Raw genomic sequence first — 18828 nt, 5'->3', positions numbered from 1 at the left:
AGTCCCAAGCCTCTTACAACAATGCTAAAGAGTTATTTCACAACGGCAATTCGCGCCCTGAAGCGCAACTGGAACTACACGGTCATTAACGTTGTCGGGCTGACGTTCGGCCTGGCGTGCTGCCTGTTGTTGTTTCTGGCCATTCGCTACGAACTGAGCTACGATCGGCACAACGCCAACGCCGACCGTACGTACCGGATGATTGGTCACTATAAAAATGGTGAGCAGGAAGGGTTAAACACCGGCATCCAGTTGCCCGTATTAGCCGCTCTGCGCAACGACTTCCCGGAGTTGAAGCAACACGTGACGCTAACCCACGAGATCGCGGATGTGGTTATCCGAACAGGCAGTTCGACCACGAACAAGTTCAAGGAAGGCCGTGGTTTGGTATCGTTTGTAGAACCCGAATACTTCAACATCTTCGATTACGGCTGGAAACGAGGCAATGCGCAGACAGCCCTCAAGAACCCCAATACGGTCGTGCTGTCGGAGCGCATGGCGCAGAAGTATTTTGGAAACACCGACCCGATTGGTAAGACTATCCGCTTAGAGAATAAGATGGATTTTACCGTAACTGGCGTTGTGGAGAACCCGCCCGCTACGACCAGCGTACCGTTTGAAATACTACTCGCATTTGCTTCCTTAAAGCAATACGGAGCATTTACCGGCTGGGATGATTGGCAGTCGACCTACAGTGGTGCACAGGTTTATCTGAGCTTACCCTCATCGTCAGCGGATCAGGAGGTAGCGACCCGGCAGATGGACGATAAATTAGTTGCGTTCGGCAAGAAATACCTACGCCCAGAGGATGCAAAGAATTTCAGGTTTGAACTGCAACCGTTGACCGATATTCATTACAGTAAAGAAACTGGCAATTATGCCAACCGCACTGTCAGTAAGCAGACGATCTGGGCTATGGCATTGATTGGCTTATTTATTCTCATCACGGCCTGCGTCAATTTTGTCAACTTAGCCACAGCCCAGGCCATCCGCCGATCGAAGGAAGTGGGGGTTCGTAAGGTAATGGGTAGTTCGCGGGCACAGTTAATACGTCAGTTTCTGGGCGAAACGGGGTTGCTTACTACGATAGCCGTCGGGCTGGCTCTGGTGCTGGCCTATGCCGTTCTTCCCAGTGTGGCTAAACTTCTGGATATTAAAGCGGACAATCTGACATTAGCGGATCCGGTCGTATTCGGTTTTCTGATCATACTGGCCATTTTTACCACTTTTCTGGCGGGCTTTTATCCGTCGCTGGTACTATCAGGCTACCAGCCCGTGCTGGCGCTGAAAGGGCGAGCTGCATCCGGCAAACTTGGTGGGTCAGGCAGTAAGCAGCTAAACCTGCGCCGGAGCCTGATTGTGGTGCAGTTTGCCATCTCGCAGATGCTTATCATTGGTACCATCATTGCCTACAGCCAGATGCAGCATTTTCGGTCGGCCGACCTGGGCTATCGCAAAGATGCCGTCCTGACTATACCAATTCCTGAACGCAAACCCGGACAACTGGAAAACTTACGGGCTAAACTGGCCGGTCTGCCTACTGTAGAATCGTTGAGCTATGGCATATCAGCTCCTTCGGCCAATGGCAACTGGTCGACCAGCATCCGCTTCGAAAACGCCGATAAAGACTCCGATTTTAGCGTGGTCATGCGCCCGGCCGATACATCGTACATCCGTACCTATGGGTTGCAATTGATTGCTGGACGTATGTACCTGCCCGCCGACACTATGCGGGAGTTGGTGGTGAACGAGTCACTGGCCCAAAAATTGGGCTTCCGCGATCCGAAACAGATTATCGGCAAACGGATTGCGTTGGGCGGCAGTCAGGAAAAGAAACCGGTGGTTGGCGTAGTTAAAGATTTCAACACCTACTCCCTGCACCGAAAAACGGCCCCGTCTATTTTAACGTCATCGCGGGACGCCTACAATACGCTGGGTATCAAGTTTGATACTCGACAAGGCGGTGTCGAAGCGATCAACCGTCTTGTCCATACAGTTGAACAGTCATGGGAGGCAACTTTTCCTGAATTTGTATTCAAATATGAGTTCCTGGACGAAGCCATTGACAACTTCTACCGGAACGAAGAGCGACTGTTTTCGGTGTTTCGGCTGTTAGCCGGTATCGCTATCTTCATCGGCTGTTTAGGTCTCTACGGTGTCGTCGCCTTCATGGTCGAGTCGCGCACAAAGGAAGTGGGCATACGCAAGGCGCTGGGTGCATCGACGGTGCATATTTTCAGTATTTTCTCCCTCGACTTCCTCAAACTCGTTCTGATCGCTTTGGTGGTAGCCTCACCCGTGGCCTGGTACGTCATGAGCGGCTGGCTGAAAGACTTTGAGTACAAGATCAGCATTGAGTGGTGGATGTTCGCCCTGGCGGGTCTGCTGGCCGTAGTGGTTGCGCTGATTACGGTCAGTTTCCAGAGTATCCGGGCCGCGATGCTGAATCCGGTGAAGAGTTTACGAGCTGAATAGCGTAGGGTGTGGGGCAAGGGGTTTGGAGTAACGGCCAACCCACGCCCCTTGCCCCACACCCTAAACCCCTTGCCCCATGCTCCAAAACTACCTTATCATTACCGTACGTAGCTTACTGAAGCACAAGGTTTTCTCCGTCGTAACGATTGTTGGTCTGGCGGTGGGGATGGCAGCTTGTCTGCTGATTGTACAGTACGTTCTGTTTGAGCGTAGTTACGACCGGCAAAGTCCACACGCTGAGCAGATCTGGCGGATTTATACGGAGAATTACAGCAACGGCTCCCTCGATACCCGGGATGCGAACACGCACAGCGCGGTTGGTCCAACCCTGAAAGCTGAATTGCCCGAAGTAGTCGATTACACCCGCGTATATAGCGCCCGCGATCTGACGGTTATTCACAAGCAAACCCCTTACACACAAAGCAAAGCCTACGCGGTAGAGCCTGCCTTTCTGCGTATGTTTCCGTACAGGGTGCTACAGGGCAACGCCACGCAGGGGTTAAGCCAGCCAGGCCGTGTTATCCTGACCAAATCAGCAGCAGCAACGTATTTCGGCCCTGCAAATCCCATTGGGCAAACGCTTCAACTGGTGGGCGGGTGGTTTACCGGGCCGCATACCGTCGCAGCCGTGATCGAGGATGTCCCGCTCAACTCGCACCTTAAGTTTGAGATGCTCTTGCCGTACCAGACGCTGTACAGCCAGGGGCATACCGACAACTGGGAGAATTACTGGGATTACAACTACATTCAGTTGCATCCACAGGCCAATCCGGAGTTGGTGCGGGCTAAGCTGGCCGAACTCAGCAAGCGGTATCTGAGCACCAGCAACCTGGCGCTGAATATGCAGCGGCTTACGGACATTCATCTTCGCTCGGATCTTACGTACGAACATGAACCGAATGGCAGCGTTCGTATCGTGTATTTTCTCCTGCTGATTGCGGCTTTCATTCTGGGTATCGCCTGGATTAATTACAGCAATCTGACAACGGCACGGGCGATGGAACGAGCGAAAGAAGTAGGGCTTCGGAAGACGATCGGTGCCAGCCGAAGTCAGCTTATTGGGCAATTTCTGGGCGAGGCCATTGTTGTTAATCTGCTCGCCATCAGCCTGGCCGTGTTTTTCATGCAACTGGCGGGTCCGGCTTTTGCCGAACTTACGGGTAAACCGCTGACCAACTGGTTTTACACGAATCACGTACTATTTGGGCTTACGCTGGCTGCGTTGTTTTTGATCAGCGTGGTAGGTGCCGGTTTCTACCCAGCCCTGGTGCTGTCGGGCTACGAGCCGATGAGTATGCTGCGCGGCTCATTTAGTCGGGTTGGCAAAGGGCTGGCCTTACGGAAAGCGTTAGTCGTTTTTCAACTGGTTTGTACTGTCGGGATGCTGGCGGCAACGGTTACAATTTATCGTCAGCTTACCTTTCTGCAAAAGCATGACCTGGGCGTATCCATTGATCAGATGCTTGTGCTGAAAGCACCCCGCTTTGATTTCAATCAGGACTCCGTTTATCAGAAGAAGTATGCGGTATTTAAGGCAGAAGTGGCCAGACTGCCTTCCGTTCGCAACATAACGGCTTCATCAGTAGTGCCCGGCGAAGGCATTAATACCATTGGCGGCACCAGCGATGGCGTCTACTGGAAGAAACGGATCACCGCTAACAAACCGACCATCTACTTTGTCAATGTAGATGAGCAGTTCATGCGCACGTATGGGGTTCGGCAACTGGCAGGCCGGGGCTTCCAGGCAAACGAACCGCACTGGCGCAACCGCTACATTATTAACCGGGCCGCCTTAAAAGCCCTTGGCTTTCCGTCGCCCGAAGCAGCCGTCGACGAATCGCTGGTGTTCGGCGGAGAAGCAACCCGCCGGGGCAGCGACATGCGGATTATCGGCGTTGTGGATAATTTTCATATTGAATCGCTAAAGTTACCTACCCGCCCAATTTTATACACCTGTCCACCGCCCACCCGAATGGCCTACTTTTCGGTGAAGCTGGGCACGCAGCAACTGCCGGGCACGATTGACCAGGTGAACCAGATCTGGAAGCAGCTTTTTCCGCAAAGCCCATTCGACTACTTTTTCCTCGATCAGAAGTTTGACGAACAATACCGGTCGGAGCGGCAATTTCAGCGGATTTTTACTGTTTTTACGGGGCTGGCTATTCTGGTAGCCTGCCTGGGGCTGTTTGGCCTGGCGACGTTCACGGCTGAGCAACGTACCAAAGAAGTAGGTGTTCGCAAAGTGCTGGGTGCCAGTATAGCAAGCCTGGTGTTACTACTCAGCCAAGATTTCATAAAGCCTGTGCTACTGGCTATTCTTATTGCTACGCCCATCGCCTGGTATGCACTGAATCAGTGGCTGCAAAGCTTTGCGTATCGCATTTCTCTCGATTGGTGGATGTTCGGGCTGGCTGGTTTGGTGGCGGTGGTTATTGCCCTGCTTACGGTGAGCTATCAAAGCATCCGGGCCGCTCTAATGAATCCGGTGAAGAGTTTGCGGACGGAATGATCCGAGCCGGGATTAATGTGACTGAACCGATGACCAAAATTGCCCTCGTATAGGGTAGCACATTTATTATAATCAGCACTAAACCACCTCTATGCTTTACAACTACCTCACCATCGCCTTCCGCAACCTGTGGAAGAACAAAGTCTTCACCGGAATTAACGTGGCCGGGCTGGCGCTTGGCATTGCGGCTTTTGTGCTGATTCTCGAATACGTTGGATTCGAACGCAGCACCAACGAGTTCCACCGTAACCTGCCGACGTTGTACCGCTTGCTGTTTCAAACGAAAGAAGGCAACACCTACGAAATCGTTTCACCGGCTATTGCTACGGCTGTTAAGCAGCAGTTCGGTGAGGTTTCCGACTTCTGCCGGGTTTCAGCAAACAGTCCAGTTCAGGGAATTGTGTCATACCAGGATCCCCAAAGCAACGCGCCGTTACGCTCGTTTCGCGAATCGAATATCGCCATGGCCGATAGCAGTTTCTTCGACTTCTTCTCGTTTCCTCTGGTGGCCGGCTCGGGCGCTTCGTTGCGGCAACCCAATACCGTTGCTATTTCGGAATCAGCCGCCCGCAAGTATTTCGGCCAGGACAAAGCCATTGGTAAGCTCCTGACGCTCAACAACAACTTTGGCAAAACACCGTATACCGTAACGGCCGTGTACCAGGATATGCCCGCCAACTCGGACTTACAGCTCGACATGCTCTTCTCGCTGAAGACGTTTGCGAATCCGGCGAATCTCAACGGCAACGGCTGGGCGGCTCTGGACAGGCTGGATGCAGGTACCTATGTCCAGACGTTTTTCAGGGTTGAAAACTCGGTTGATGCTGCGGCTTTAGAAGAGAAGATCAACGACTTCAAGAAGCAAGTAGACCCCAGGAGCGATGAGCAGATTCGGTTGCAGCCGTTGGCGAACATGCACCTGGGCGCATCTCTGAACGACCCGTACACCACCTACGGAAATCTGAAATTTGTCTATCTGCTCACCGGAATCGCCATCCTGATCTTGGTCATCGCCTGGTTCAACTACGTTAACCTGTCAACGGCCGGGTCGTTGAAACGGGCCAAAGAAGTGGGCGTGCGCAAGGTCGTTGGGGCCAATAAAGAACAACTCATCGGGCAGTTTTTAGGCGAATCAGTCCTGCTCAACTTGCTCGGCTTCGGGTTGGCGTTATTCCTGGTGAATACGTGTCAGAAGTCTTTCAACGTGTTTGTCGGCAAACCGCTGTCCCTGGCGGTTTTTGGTGAAACGAACTTATGGATCATTGGTGTCGGATTACTCCTGATTGGCTCCCTGGCCTCGGGGGCTTATACGGCCTTCGCCCTGACGTCGTACCAGCCAACGCACGTTTTAAAAGGCATGAACGGCAAGGTCGGCAAAGGGGCGTGGCTACGGCAGTCGCTGGTCGTGTTTCAGTTCAGTATTTCGCTTGTCCTGATTATTGCTACGGTCGTACTATACCGGCAATTACAGTACATACAGAACAAGGACTTAGGGATGAATCTGGAGCAGTTGCTGGTGATTCAGGGTCCGGCGATTGGTCCCGACGAAAAGACGTTTGACCAACAGAAGACGGCCTTCCGGCAGCAGGTTAGCCAGCTTGCCTACGTCAAAGATTACAGCAGTTCGGCGGGCCCAGGTAGTTATTACGCCTTTACGGCCAATGGCATCACTCGACCGACCCCTCGGGCGGGCGACGAGAAAAAAGGGTACGCCATGATGATTGTGGATGATCGCTACCTGGCTACGTACGGGATCAAACTGGCCGCTGGCACCAATTTTACCCCGGCCATGTGTGAGTTGGCCTGGGAAAAGAGCGCTAAAGTGCTGATCAATGAGACCGCGGCTAAGCAGTTAGGTTTCAGTAATGCGCAGGAAGCGGTAGGAAAAAAAATTAACTGGGGACAACCCTACGAGGTGGTTGGCGTAGTGAACGATTATCATCATCTATCGCTGCGTCAGGCCATTGACCCGATCATCTTCCTGCCCCGCACGGAAAATGGCGACCTAACCGTCCGTTTAACGGCAAATAACATGCAAACCAAGATGGCGGAACTGGAACGGCTCTTCAAAACAAGCTATCCGGGCAATCCCTTTGACTATTACTTCGTCGACGAACGCTACGACAGGCAGTACGAAGCCGAAAAGCGGTACAGCTCCATTTTCACAACGGCTTCGTGCTTAGCCATCTTCATCGCGTGTCTGGGCCTGTTTGGTTTGGCTATGTTCACGGCCGAGCAACGTACCAAAGAAATCGGTGTGCGTAAGGTGTTGGGGGCATCAATAGCCAGCATCGTTACGCTGTTGTCGAAAGACTTCCTCAAGCTGGTCTTCATCGCCATCATCATTGCCACTCCCATTGCCGCCTACGCCACCCACCAGTGGTTGCAGAACTTCGCCTACAAGATTGATTTATCGTGGTGGATGTTCGCCCTGGCGGGTCTGCTGGCCGTAGTGGTTGCGCTGATTACGATCAGTTTCCAGAGCATCCGGGCCGCGATGCTGAATCCGGTGAAGAGTTTGAGAGCGGAGTAAGACCAGGATTCATGTGATTTTGATGATTACCTTGATTAGTACCTGTACGGTTCAGAATCATAGAGATTATCAAAATCACATAAATCCTGCGGGGCCGCCCATGCGGTTCAGACAGTGTCCACAACTGTACCTAACCCGTCCATTTGCGGACATTTTTATTTGCAGCAACTATGTAATACCTTGTTATACAAATGCTTATAATTGTGGTATACCATTTGGGATTATAAACCTCAGTAAAATACATGACCTAACAAACTCTCGACGCTGTGTTACGCAATTATTTCAAAATCGCCTGGCGGAACCTGGTCCGCAATAAAACCTTCTCAGCCATCAACATCCTGGGCCTGGCGCTGGGCATGACGTCCAGTCTGCTGATTGGGCTTTGGATTCAGGATGAGCTGAGCGTTGGCCGGCAGTACCCGAACGCGCCGTATCTGTACCGGGTGATGGAACACGAAATTGCCGACGGGCGGATTGTGACCGACGAGGATACGCCGGGCATTCTGGCAGATGAGCTGAAACGAGCACTTCCCGAGGTTGTTTACGCAGCCGGGTTTTCCGGGCCGGAAGAACATGTACTGAGCGTAGGTGACAAGGTAGCCCGACAAACAGGACACTTTGTTGGAGCCGACTGGTTCAGGATGTACGGTATGACGTTGCTGGCTGGCTCACCCGAAACAGCCCTCAAGGCACCCAACAATCTCGCTATTTCTCAAAAATTGGCCGAGAGTTACTTTGGTGATGCACAAACGGCGCTTGGTAAGTCTGTGCGGCTCGATAATCAAACCAATTACCAAGTAACGGCCGTGTTCGAGAACTTACCCAACAATGCACCTGACCAGTATGATTTCCTGCTGAATTGGAATGTCTTTCTGAAGCGAGAGCCCTGGCTTAATGTGTGGGAAAATTCTGGCCCTGGCACCCGGTTGCAACTCCGTTCTGATGCTGATCCGGCCAAAGTTGATACTAAACTCAGGACTTTTCTGAAAGGCCGCAACAAGGACATTGAGGCCAAATACAATATTCAACTGTTTCTGCAACCCGAGACGGAAGCTTATCTGTACTCTAACTTCAAAAACGGACAGCGCGACGGTGGCCGTATCGAGTACGTGCGGCTGTTCAGCGTCGTAGCCGCGTTTCTGCTGTTAATTGCCAGCATCAACTTCATGAATTTAGCTACGGCCCGATCATTCAGGCGGGCGAAGGAGGTAGGGGTTCGGAAAGTGGTTGGGGCCGGGCGGGCGTCGTTGATCCGGCAGTTTATGGGTGAAGCCCTGCTCATCTCTACGCTGGCGCTTGGCGTGGCCGTGCTGCTGGCTGAACTATCAGTACCACTCTTCAACCAATTAACCGACAAGCAGCTTATTCTACCGCTCAACCAGCCTTACGTCTGGGTGCTGTTGACTGGTTTACTGGTCGTGACGGGTGGTTTGGCGGGGAGTTATCCGGCGTTGTTTTTATCGTCACTACAACCGGTTCGGGTGCTGAAGGGTACGTTAAGATTCGGCGCAGGAGCGCAGTCATTCCGTCGGGGTCTGGTGGTTTTCCAATTTGCGCTGTCGATGCTAATGATCGTGGGCACAGTAGTAGTGTACCGGCAGCTTGACTACATCCAAACCAAGAACCTGGGTTACGACCGCGATAACCTGATTCAAATCTCGACCAACAGCAGCTCTTTGAGCACGAGATACTTGACGTTCAAGGATGAGTTGCTCCGCATGCCTGGTATTCAGGCTGTGACGTACTCTCAGACGAGCCCACTGGGAAACAGTAACACATCGGACGGAGCAAGCTGGGCAGGTAAAGATCCCAGGGTGGCTATTCAGTTTAATAACACGGCTGTGGGGTATGACTATATCAAAACCATGAATATCAAGCTCGTACAAGGGCGTGACTTCTCAACAGCTTTTGGTACTGATTCAACCAATTACCTCATCAATGAGGCAGCCGCTAAACGAATCGGCTACAAAGACCCGGTTGGGCAACCTCTCACGTTCTGGAGCAAACCGGGAAAGATTATTGGGGTAATGAAGGACTTTCATTTCAATTCGTTGCACAAAGCAATCCGCCCCCTGATTGTTCGCTTACAGAACGAAAATTATTACGGCATTGTGCTGGTCCGTACGAAACCCGGCCAAACCAAACAGGCTTTAGCCAGTCTGGAAACCTTGTACAAAAAGATGAACCCTGCCTCTCCGTTTACCTATATGTTTGTTGACTCCGGGTACGAGAAGCTCTACAAAAGCGAAACCGTTGTCGGAACGCTGGCTAACGTATTTGCTGGGTTGGCTATCTTCATTGCCTGTTTAGGCTTATTCGGCTTAGCGGCTTTCACAGCCGAGCAACGGACGAAAGAAATTGGTGTACGGAAAGTGCTGGGTGCATCAATAGCCAGCATCGTTACGCTGCTGTCGAAGGACTTCCTCAAGTTAGTGCTGACTGCCATTGTGTTGGCTACTCCGCTGGCCTGGTACGTGGCTCAACAGTGGCTGCAAAACTTTGAATATCGAATTACCATTGAGTGGTGGATGTTCGGGCTGGCTGGTTTGGTGGCGGTGGTTATTGCCCTGCTGACGGTGAGCTATCAAAGCATCCGGGCCGCGTTGATGAATCCGACGAAGAGCCTACGGGCAGAGTAAGCTAGCCAATTACCTACCCTACAACAGGTATTACGTCAAGACTAGTGATACCTTACTGTTGTAGGGTATCCTTCTTTACAAGGCGGTTTCAGGTTGCCTCGATTTTTTTTCAACTTTCTCTGTAACCTTCTCCAATTCCCCCGGTTTCCACGTCAGATTCCGAAAAACCCATTCGTTACCAGGTTGAATTCACTAACGGACAACGCGCTGATGCTTCAGGTCAAGGCGGGCGATATGCACAAGATGGGCTTACTCTTTGAGCGCTATCATCGTGAGCTGTTCGGCTTCCTGTATCACATGAGCGGCAGCGCCGACGCCAGTGAAGACATGGCCCAGACGGTGTTCTACCGGATGCTGAAATACCGGCATACGTTCACCGGCGAGGGTAGCTTCCGTTCCTGGATGTACCATCTGGCCCGTAACGTACTGGTTGACTCGGCCCAGAAGAACAAGCGATCGGCCTACCATCAGGATGTAGCCGAATATGCCGAACGAATCGGGGGCGGAACAACGGCCGATGAGTCATTGCAGAAAGAACAGGAGCTCGCAACGCTCCACGATGCACTGACCAGACTCAGCCCCGAATACCGCGAGGTACTGGTGCTGAGCCGGTATCAGGAGTTGAAGTATGAGGAGATTGCCCGAATTCTGAACGTATCAGAAGGTGCCGTAAAAGTGCGGGTTCATCGGGCCATGAACGAGTTGAAAAAGATTTACCTGAAGCTTGAACACTAACAAACAAATAATGAACTGCGAGGGCGCGAAAGACAGGCTGCTTGACTACCTGAACGACGAGCTACCGGCTACCGAACGAGCTGCCCTCGACGCGCACCTGGCTAATTGCCCCGACTGCCAGCGGGAATTGGCAGACAACCGGCAGATCTGGCAACTGATGGCGACCGTTCCGACACCGGAACCCCGCCCGGACATGCGTGCGAATTTTTACGCGATGCTCGATACGTTCGCTGAAGCCGAGGCAGCCAGGCCAACACGTTCGTGGACGAGCATTCTGGAACATATTAAGGCCTTCTGGACACCAACATTAGTAACTCGCTTGGCCTACAGTCTCCTGCTCGTGAGCATTGGCGTTGCGTCGGGCTACTGGCTACAACAGAAGCAGTCGCCCGACGTAGCGTACAGGCAGCAGATCGATACGTTGTCGTCGCAGGTGCAGGAAATGCGCCAGATGATGATGCTCTCGATGCTGGAGAACCCATCGGCAACGGAGCGACTGCGGGCCGTAAGCATCACGAAGGAAATCAATGACGTAGACGGCCGCGTGATTGATGCCCTGCTGACAACGCTCAACAACGACCCCAACGTCAACGTGCGCCTGGTGACGCTCGAAGCCCTGGCCGATCTGGGCCACGATTCGAGAGTGCGCGAAGGACTGGTTCATTCCTTGTCCAGGCAGGACTCTCCGCTGGTGCAGGTTGCCCTGGCCGACGTGATGGTGAAGTTGCAGGAGAAACGCTCGTTGAAACCCCTTCGGCAGATGCTCAAACAGGAAGGCATTAACGACCTGGTGAAGAGCAAAATCGAGCAAACAATCCGGGAATTGTCATAACCTAGTCAAAGAGCGAAAGAGTGAATGAGTGAAAGAGCGAAGTCGGGCCCTAGTGGTGAACCCTCTCTGAAGCGAAGTTGCTCTTCCAAAGATCAGAATGTAGCAGTGGTTTAAACCGCTCTTTCACTCATTCACTCTTTCGCTCTTTAGTAACCTTTCACTGTTTAATCTTTCCATCATGAAAAACGTTCTAATCCCCATTTTGGCGGGGCTGGTCTTCTCTTGTGCCCAATCGAACGCCCAGTCGCCCGAATTTAACGAGAAGGTGAGCAAGGAGTTCACCGGAGCCAGCACATTGGTCATCTACAACATTAACGGGTTTATCAACGTGGAGGGCACTTCCGGCGATAAGGTGTCGTTTGAGGTGGATAAGCGCATCACCGCCGACGACAAGGAAACTCTCGAAGAAGGCAAGCGGGAGTTCAAACTGGCCTTCGAGCAGAAAGGCGATACGATTATCGCTTACATTGCTGAACCGTTTGATTCTCGTCCGAATCGCAACAACTGGCAGGACCGCAACAATCGACGTATTGACTACGACTTCACGCTGGATTTTACGGTGAAAGTACCGCGTCAGATGAACGTCCGTGTAGCGACAGTTAACCGGGGTGACGTAACGGTCAAGGACGTAACGGGTTCAATGCGGGTCAGTAACGTTAATGGAGCGATTCGGCTGACCAATGCCAAAGGAGCCACCAATGCCCACACCATCAACGGCAACGTAGAAGCAAACTACCTCGCCAGTCCACCCGAGAAATCGTCGTATTACACCCTCAATGGTGATATTAAAGTCAGCTACCCGTCCAACCTTTCGGCTGATCTGCAATTCAAAAGCTTTCAGGGCGAGTTTTACACCGACTTTCCTGAAACCGAAATCCTACCCGTACAGGTCGTTAAAAACGAAGAGCGCCGGGGCGATAAGACGGTGTATAAACTCAACAAAAACACATCCATACGTATCGGAGCCGGTGGTAAAACCCTTCGTTTCGAGACATTCAACGGTAACGTTTACATTAAAAAGCAATCCTAATTGACATGAATAACATCGTAACGGCTATTGCCTTATTGCTCCTGACCGGTTCGGCACCAGTTTTTGCTCAGGATGACGTAAAAGAACAATTGGTTGTCCCCCTAACGGACCCCGGCAAGCCCGGTTCCATGGAAATCGGCTTAATAAACGGCTTCATTCACGTAGTGGGCTACAACGGCAAAGATGTCGTCATCGACGCGGCCTCCGATGGTCAACGACGTACTACCCGAAGCGAAAGCCGAAACACTGAGTCAGGTATGAGACGAATCCCAACGGGGAATAGCCTTGAAGTGTCGGCCGAAGAGCGCAATAACCGGGTGAAGGTTCACGCAACCAGCCATGCGAAGCCGGTTAATCTGACGATCAAGGTCCCACAACGGTTCTCGCTCAAGTTAAGCACTGTCAACTCCGGCGATATTACTGTCGAAAACGTCAACGGCGAACTGGAAATCAACAACGTCAACGGTCCTATTGAGTTGACTAACATTAGTGGTTCAGCGGTAGCCAATACGGTCAATGGCGATTTGCGAGCGACTTTCCGGGATGTGGACCCCAAAACACCCATGGCCTTTTCAACGCTCAACGGCCGTGTGGATGTTACGTTTCCCTCCAATGCCAAAGCCAACGTCAAGATGAAATCTGACCGGGGCGATATCTTCAGCGATTTTGACATAGACATCGAAAAAGCACAGCCGAAAGCCACGCGATCCAGCCAGTCGGGCATGTACCGGGTCAGTGTGGAAGATTGGGTATACGGCAAGATCAACGGGGGTGGCCCCGAAGTCATGATGAAGAGCATGCAGGGCAGTATCTACGTCCGGAAGGGAAAGTAATGACGGGGGCTAGGGGCAAAGGGTTGGAGGTGTACACGCTGACAATCCTACGCCACAGTAAACGTTTCCTCCGGCGCGGACACAGGCGGAACGTCTGACTTTTTGAACCCGGTCAGGTACAGTAGCGGTCAGACGTTCCGTCAGACCGAGTCACGGAGACCGAGTCACGGAGACCGAGTCGCGGAGACCGAGTCTAGCAGTCCCTCATGCAACGTTCCATACTTTTTCTGCATCTGTTGTAATGATCGCGTAACTCAGTCGTCTTTGCTATCAAACTCCAACACCCTTACCCTTAGCCCCTGCCCCACGCGCTATGCTACGCAACTACCTGAAAATTGCCTGGCGGAACATCGCCAAGAGTAAAACCTTCTCGTTCATCAATGTACTGGGGCTGGCCCTGGGTATGACGTGCAGTTTGCTGATTCTGCTTTGGGTACAGGACGAACGAAGCATTAACCGCTTTCACGCCAACGGCCCACGCCTGTATCAGGTGCTGGAAAATCAGCAGTGGACCGGCAACGACATCAGCACCACACCGGCTACGCCCGGCCCGCTGGCTCCGGCCTTAGTTGCCGAAGTACCGGAGGTAGAGAAAGCCGTCAAGATTACGTGGGAGGAAGAACGGCTGCTGTCCCTGGGCGAAAAAGCCTATAAGGAGAAAGGTCGGTTTGCGAGTACCGATCTGTTTCAGATTTTTACATTTCCCCTCCTGCATGGTAATGGAAAAACGGCTATAACCGGACCTACGTCCATTGTGATCTCCGAAAAGGTGGCCCTGAAATTCTTCGGTAAAACGGACGTAGTAGGACGTATCATTCGACTGGACAACAAAGAGGATCGGCAGATTACGGGTGTGATGCAGGACATTCCCGAAACATCATCGCTGAAGTTTGACTTCGTGCTGCCGCTGGAGCCGTTCGAAAAAGAAAACCAGTGGCTCACCAAATGGGACAATAACGGTATCCGAACGTTTGCGCTGCTTCATGCCAACGCCGATGTGAACCGCGTCAACGCCAAGATTCTGGACTTTGTCCATAAGCACGAAAAAAACGTGACGACTATCAAAATGTTCCTCTTTCCGTTCGAAGATGGTTACCTCTACTCCAAATTTACAAATGGCAAACCCGACGGCGGACGCATTGAATACGTACGTCTATTCACCATCGTTGCCATTTTCATCCTGATTATCGCCTGCATCAACTTCATGAACCTGGCCACGGCCCGATCGGCGAAACGGGCTAAAGAAGTCGGTATTCGTAAAGTAGTTGGTGCAGAACGGTCGTTCCTGATCGGGCAGTTTATTGGCGAAGCTATACTGACCGCCGGGATGGCGCTCATCTTTGCCATCCTCCTCGTGCAGGTTTTGCTGCCTGTCTTCAATAAGCTGACCGAGAAGCAAATCAGTATTGATTATAGTAACCCGTTTTACTGGCTAACCTTGCTGGGTCTGGCGTTGGTAACCGGTATTGTGTCCGGCAGCTATCCGGCCTTGTTCCTGTCGTCGTTGCAACCGGTCAGGATCTTAAAAGGTACGCTGCGGTTCAAAGCCGGGGCCGTACTGTTTCGGCAGGGTCTCGTCGTGTTTCAGTTCGCCCTGTCGCTGCTGCTCATCATCGGTACGTTGATCGCGGGTCGGCAAGTCGATTACATCCGCACCAAAAACCTCGGTCTCGACCGGGAGAACGTCGTGTACATGGCTCTGGAAGGCGATTTGCCCAAACGCTTCGATGTTTTTAAGCAGGAACTGCTGCAAGCGCCGGGCATTCAGTCTGTAACCTCGTCGGGTTCCGATCCGCTGGCAATCGGCAATTCGACCATTGGTGTGGAATGGAAAGGCAAAGATCCGAACGATAAGACGCTCTTCACGCAAATGCCCATCAGCTACGACTTCATCAACACCATGAAGATTAAGCTGCTGGATGGCCGCGATTTTTCCAAAGACTTCATTACCGACAGCACTAACTACCTCGTCAACGAAGAAGCCGCCCGACGCATGGGCATGAAAGCGCCGGTCGGGCAGGACCTCAAATTCTGGAACAAACCCGGCAAAATCATCGGCTTGATGAAGAACTTCCACCTGAACTCACTACGGGTGGCGATCGAGCCGCTGATTCTCCGGCTGGACACGACGTATAACAGTACCGTTATCATTCGTACGCGACCCGGCGAAACGGAAAAGGCCATTGCCAGTATGCAAACACTGTCCAAAAAACACAACCCGGCTTATCCTTTTGCGTATGAATTCGCCGACGACAGTTTCGAGAAGCAGTACAAAAGCGAGACGCTCATTGGTAAGCTGGCCAACTACTTCGCGATTCTGGCCATCTTTATTGCCTGTCTGGGGCTGTTCGGCCTGGCCATGTTCACGGCTGAGCAACGTACCAAAGAGATTGGTGTCCGGAAAGTGCTGGGAGCCTCCATACCCAGCATCGTTACGTTGCTCAGCAGAGATTTTCTACGCCTGGTGCTGATCGCCATTGTTATTGCGACGCCCGTTGCCTGGTACAGCATGAGCCAGTGGCTTCAGGATTTCAAGTACCGCATCGACATTGAGTGGTGGATGTTCGTCGTAGCCGGTCTGATGGCCATTGCGATTGCGCTGTTTACCGTCAGCTTCCAGAGTATTAAGGCCGCCCTTATGGACCCCGTAAAGAGCTTGCGGGCAGAGTAGATTCACGGTTCGGTTCAGATTGTCCGCTCTCACGTCCGATTGCGGACAATCAACCCGCCAACCCAATCGCCTATGTATTGATTATCAAAATCTTACATTTAATGGTATAGCATTTGAAGCGGACTAAGCACGATACTTTTCAACTTATACAGAAACATCATGCTACGTAATTACTTCAAAACCGCCTGGCGTGGACTGCGTAACAGTAAAGGCTATTCGGCGATAAACATCGGAGGGCTGGCTGTCGCACTTGGCATTGGTATCCTGCTGCTCTGGTGGGTTAAGGGGGAATTAAGCTTCGACCGGTTTCATACAAAAGGGGATCAGATTTACCGCGTAAATGGTGGGTTTGGTACAGGCAGTAGTTTGCAGGTTTCGGGCTCCATTGTTGCGCCGGTAGCCGCTTACGCTAAACGTCAGGTACCCGGTGTTATCGAAGCAGCCCGGGTGGTGCAGAACTACGACATGTCTCCTTTCAAAGTGGCCGATAAAACGCTGGTGGAAGAACAGAGCGTGTATGTCGACCCTGCGTTTTTTACCCTGTTCGACTTTGAGTGGGTAAAAGGCAGCAAAGAACGCCCGTTCTCAAGCCTCGAATCGGTGATCCTGACCGAATCAGCCGCTCGCAGGTACTTCGGTAACGCGGAGGCTATGGGCAAAATGCTGTACTCAGTACCCAAGAAGAAAAGCTACGTCGTCAGCGGTATCATCCGCGACTTCCCCGATAACTCGACGATGAAGTACAGCATGCTGTTTCCATTCGAGATTCTCATCAAAGGGTATCAGGCCAATGACTACTGGAAATCGATTGAAAGTGACTGGGGCAACTGGATGGCCAATACGTACCTGCAGGTTCATCCGCAGGCGAATCTGGACAAAATTGCCAAAACGCTGACCGATCTGCACCACCAGAATAACCAGTACGATCAGGTAACCTATTACCGCCTACAGGCGCTGAAAGGCATTCACCTCTACAACGCTGATGGTACGCCGTCGGCCATGCAGGAGGTACGCATGATGGGCATAGTGGCGCTGATTCTGCTGGCAATCGGCTGTATTAACTACGTTAACCTCGCTACGGCACGAGCAACCCAACGAGCTAAGGAAGTGAGCGTTCGGAAAGTAGTCGGTGCAGGCCGCCAACACCTGATTGGGCAGTTCCTGGCCGAATCCACCTTGATTTTCCTCATGGCGCTTTTACTTGCCGTTGTCCTCATTAAGCTGATTGAACCGGTTTACCTGGAGTTAACCGGCAAAACCCAATCCTTCAACCTGTTTGATCCGCAGGTGTGGCTGGTGCTGGTTGGCGCTCTGACCTTTACGTTGGCCGTCGCGGGCATTTATCCGGCGTTGGTGCTGTCGTCCTTCGAACCGCTGAAAGTGCTGCGCAGCAAAGCCACGGCAGCCGGTCGGGGCGGTGCGTTCCGAAAGGCACTGGTTGTGACGCAGTTTGCCTTCTCTACAGCCCTGATTGTCGGCACCCTCATCATCGGTAATCAACTCCGCTACATCCGCGAGCGGAATCTGGGGTACGACCGGGAGAACGTCTTTGGTTTCTGGATGACCGAAGACGTAGGCAAACACTACGAAGCCATCAAGAACGAATTGGCACAGCAACCGGGCGTGCGGGCCGTTACGTCGGCGAGCAATAACATCATCAGTAATGGCAACTCCACCGGCGACACCGATTGGGACGGCAAGGAGAAGAACAGCATGTTCATTATTCACCCGTTGGCTGTAGAGAAAGATTTTATCCAGACGTTCAAGCTCAATATGGTGGCGGGCAGTGTCTTTACCGGCTCCCGGGCTGATTCTACCCACTACATCCTGAACGAAACAGCCGTCAAGAACGCGGGGATTAAGGACCCGATCGGTAAGCGGTTCAAGCTCTGGCAGACGGAAGGAACCATTATCGGCGTCGTGAAAGATTTCCATTTTGCGTCGATGCGCTCCAAGATGGAGCCCGCCATTTTCTACTACCGACCGACCCGCAATTACGGTCGTCTTTACATCAAGACGACCGGACAGCATGCTCCCGCCGTCATTGCCGCGGCCGAACGGATCTGGAAACGCTACAGCCCGGATTATCCCTTCGAGTACAAGTTTCTGGACGATGACTACAACAGCATGTACAAATCGGAGCAGCGCACGGGCCAGTTGTTCAACTTCTTCGCCGGCATTGCGGTGCTGGTTTCCTGCCTGGGTCTGTTCGGGTTGGCCACCTTCACCGCCCAGCAACGTACCAAAGAAATCGGAATTCGGAAAGCCCTGGGTGCATCGGTCACCGGCATTATCGCCTTGCTGTCGAAGGATTTCCTGAAACTGGTATTGGTTGGCATCCTCATCGCGTCACCCATTGCCTGGTGGACGATGAATCAATGGCTGCAAAATTTTGCCTACAAGATTGATATTCAGTGGTGGGTGTTTGTACTGGCGGGTGTGCTGGCCATCGGTATTGCCTTAGTGACCGTCAGCTTCCAGAGTATCAAAGCCGCCCTGATGAATCCGGTGAAATCATTACGTACCGAATAGCGTAGGGCGAAGGGCTTGGGGCGGAGGGTAGCTGTTACC

General features: G+C 52.3%; 10 protein-coding genes. All 10 read left to right on the top strand.

Going from position 1 to position 18828, the window contains the following annotated elements:
• The first annotated feature begins 21 nt into the window (after nt 1-21).
• The 10 genes from BN8_RS04000 to BN8_RS03955 all read left to right on the top strand — a co-directional run bounded on the left by BN8_RS04000 (nt 22) and on the right by BN8_RS03955 (nt 18789).
• Nucleotides 22-2475 carry an ABC transporter permease gene (locus tag BN8_RS04000; protein ID WP_009280514.1) on the top strand — a complete coding sequence of 818 codons (2454 nt, stop codon included), beginning with the start codon at nt 22-24 and terminating at the stop codon, nt 2473-2475.
• A gap of 76 nt (nt 2476-2551) precedes the next feature.
• Nucleotides 2552-4984: an ABC transporter permease gene (locus BN8_RS03995; RefSeq protein WP_009280513.1), complete on the top strand. Its 2433-nt coding sequence runs from the start codon at nt 2552-2554 to the stop codon at nt 4982-4984.
• Nucleotides 4985-5075: 91 nt separating this feature from the next.
• On the top strand, nt 5076-7517 hold the full coding sequence (locus tag BN8_RS03990) for an ABC transporter permease (RefSeq protein ID WP_009280512.1): 2442 nt from the start codon (nt 5076-5078) through the stop codon (nt 7515-7517).
• Between the two features lie 266 nt (nt 7518-7783).
• Nucleotides 7784-10156: an ABC transporter permease gene (locus BN8_RS03985; protein ID WP_009280511.1), complete on the top strand. Its 2373-nt coding sequence runs from the start codon at nt 7784-7786 to the stop codon at nt 10154-10156.
• Nucleotides 10157-10366: 210 nt separating this feature from the next.
• The gene (locus BN8_RS03980) at nt 10367-10891 is read left to right on the top strand and encodes an RNA polymerase sigma factor (protein WP_009280510.1); all 525 of its coding nucleotides are present in this window, start codon (nt 10367-10369) and stop codon (nt 10889-10891) included.
• 10 nt (nt 10892-10901) lie between these two features.
• Nucleotides 10902-11723 (top strand): zf-HC2 domain-containing protein, encoded by an 822-nt coding sequence (locus tag BN8_RS03975; protein WP_009280509.1) that lies wholly within the window; start codon nt 10902-10904, stop codon nt 11721-11723.
• Between the two features lie 178 nt (nt 11724-11901).
• Complete coding sequence (locus BN8_RS03970; RefSeq protein WP_009280508.1) at nt 11902-12753, top strand: DUF4097 family beta strand repeat-containing protein; 852 nt, start codon at nt 11902-11904, stop codon at nt 12751-12753.
• A gap of 5 nt (nt 12754-12758) precedes the next feature.
• Nucleotides 12759-13586 carry a DUF4097 family beta strand repeat-containing protein gene (locus BN8_RS03965; RefSeq protein WP_009280507.1) on the top strand — a complete coding sequence of 276 codons (828 nt, stop codon included), beginning with the start codon at nt 12759-12761 and terminating at the stop codon, nt 13584-13586.
• Between the two features lie 313 nt (nt 13587-13899).
• On the top strand, nt 13900-16257 hold the full coding sequence (locus tag BN8_RS03960; RefSeq protein ID WP_009280506.1) for an ABC transporter permease: 2358 nt from the start codon (nt 13900-13902) through the stop codon (nt 16255-16257).
• A 159-nt stretch (nt 16258-16416) separates the two neighbouring features.
• Entirely contained in the window at nt 16417-18789 is a 2373-nt protein-coding gene (locus BN8_RS03955; protein ID WP_009280505.1) for an ABC transporter permease, read from the top strand.
• The last annotated feature ends 39 nt before the right edge of the window (nt 18790-18828 follow it).

Source organism: Fibrisoma limi BUZ 3, from assembly GCF_000296815.2.
Taxonomy (GTDB): domain Bacteria; phylum Bacteroidota; class Bacteroidia; order Cytophagales; family Spirosomataceae; genus Fibrisoma; species Fibrisoma limi.
Note: the sequence above shows the minus strand (reverse complement) of the source record. Positions and strands in the feature narration are given on the sequence as shown.

Coding starts and splice junctions, on each gene's coding strand:
- BN8_RS04000 (WP_009280514.1), top strand. CDS start 22: ATGCTAAAGAGTTATTTCACAACGGCAATTCGCGCCCTGAAGCGCAAC.
- BN8_RS03995 (WP_009280513.1), top strand. CDS start 2,552: ATGCTCCAAAACTACCTTATCATTACCGTACGTAGCTTACTGAAGCAC.
- BN8_RS03990 (WP_009280512.1), top strand. CDS start 5,076: ATGCTTTACAACTACCTCACCATCGCCTTCCGCAACCTGTGGAAGAAC.
- BN8_RS03980 (WP_009280510.1), top strand. CDS start 10,367: ATGCTTCAGGTCAAGGCGGGCGATATGCACAAGATGGGCTTACTCTTT.
- BN8_RS03975 (WP_009280509.1), top strand. CDS start 10,902: ATGAACTGCGAGGGCGCGAAAGACAGGCTGCTTGACTACCTGAACGAC.
- BN8_RS03970 (WP_009280508.1), top strand. CDS start 11,902: ATGAAAAACGTTCTAATCCCCATTTTGGCGGGGCTGGTCTTCTCTTGT.
- BN8_RS03965 (WP_009280507.1), top strand. CDS start 12,759: ATGAATAACATCGTAACGGCTATTGCCTTATTGCTCCTGACCGGTTCG.
- BN8_RS03960 (WP_009280506.1), top strand. CDS start 13,900: ATGCTACGCAACTACCTGAAAATTGCCTGGCGGAACATCGCCAAGAGT.
- BN8_RS03955 (WP_009280505.1), top strand. CDS start 16,417: ATGCTACGTAATTACTTCAAAACCGCCTGGCGTGGACTGCGTAACAGT.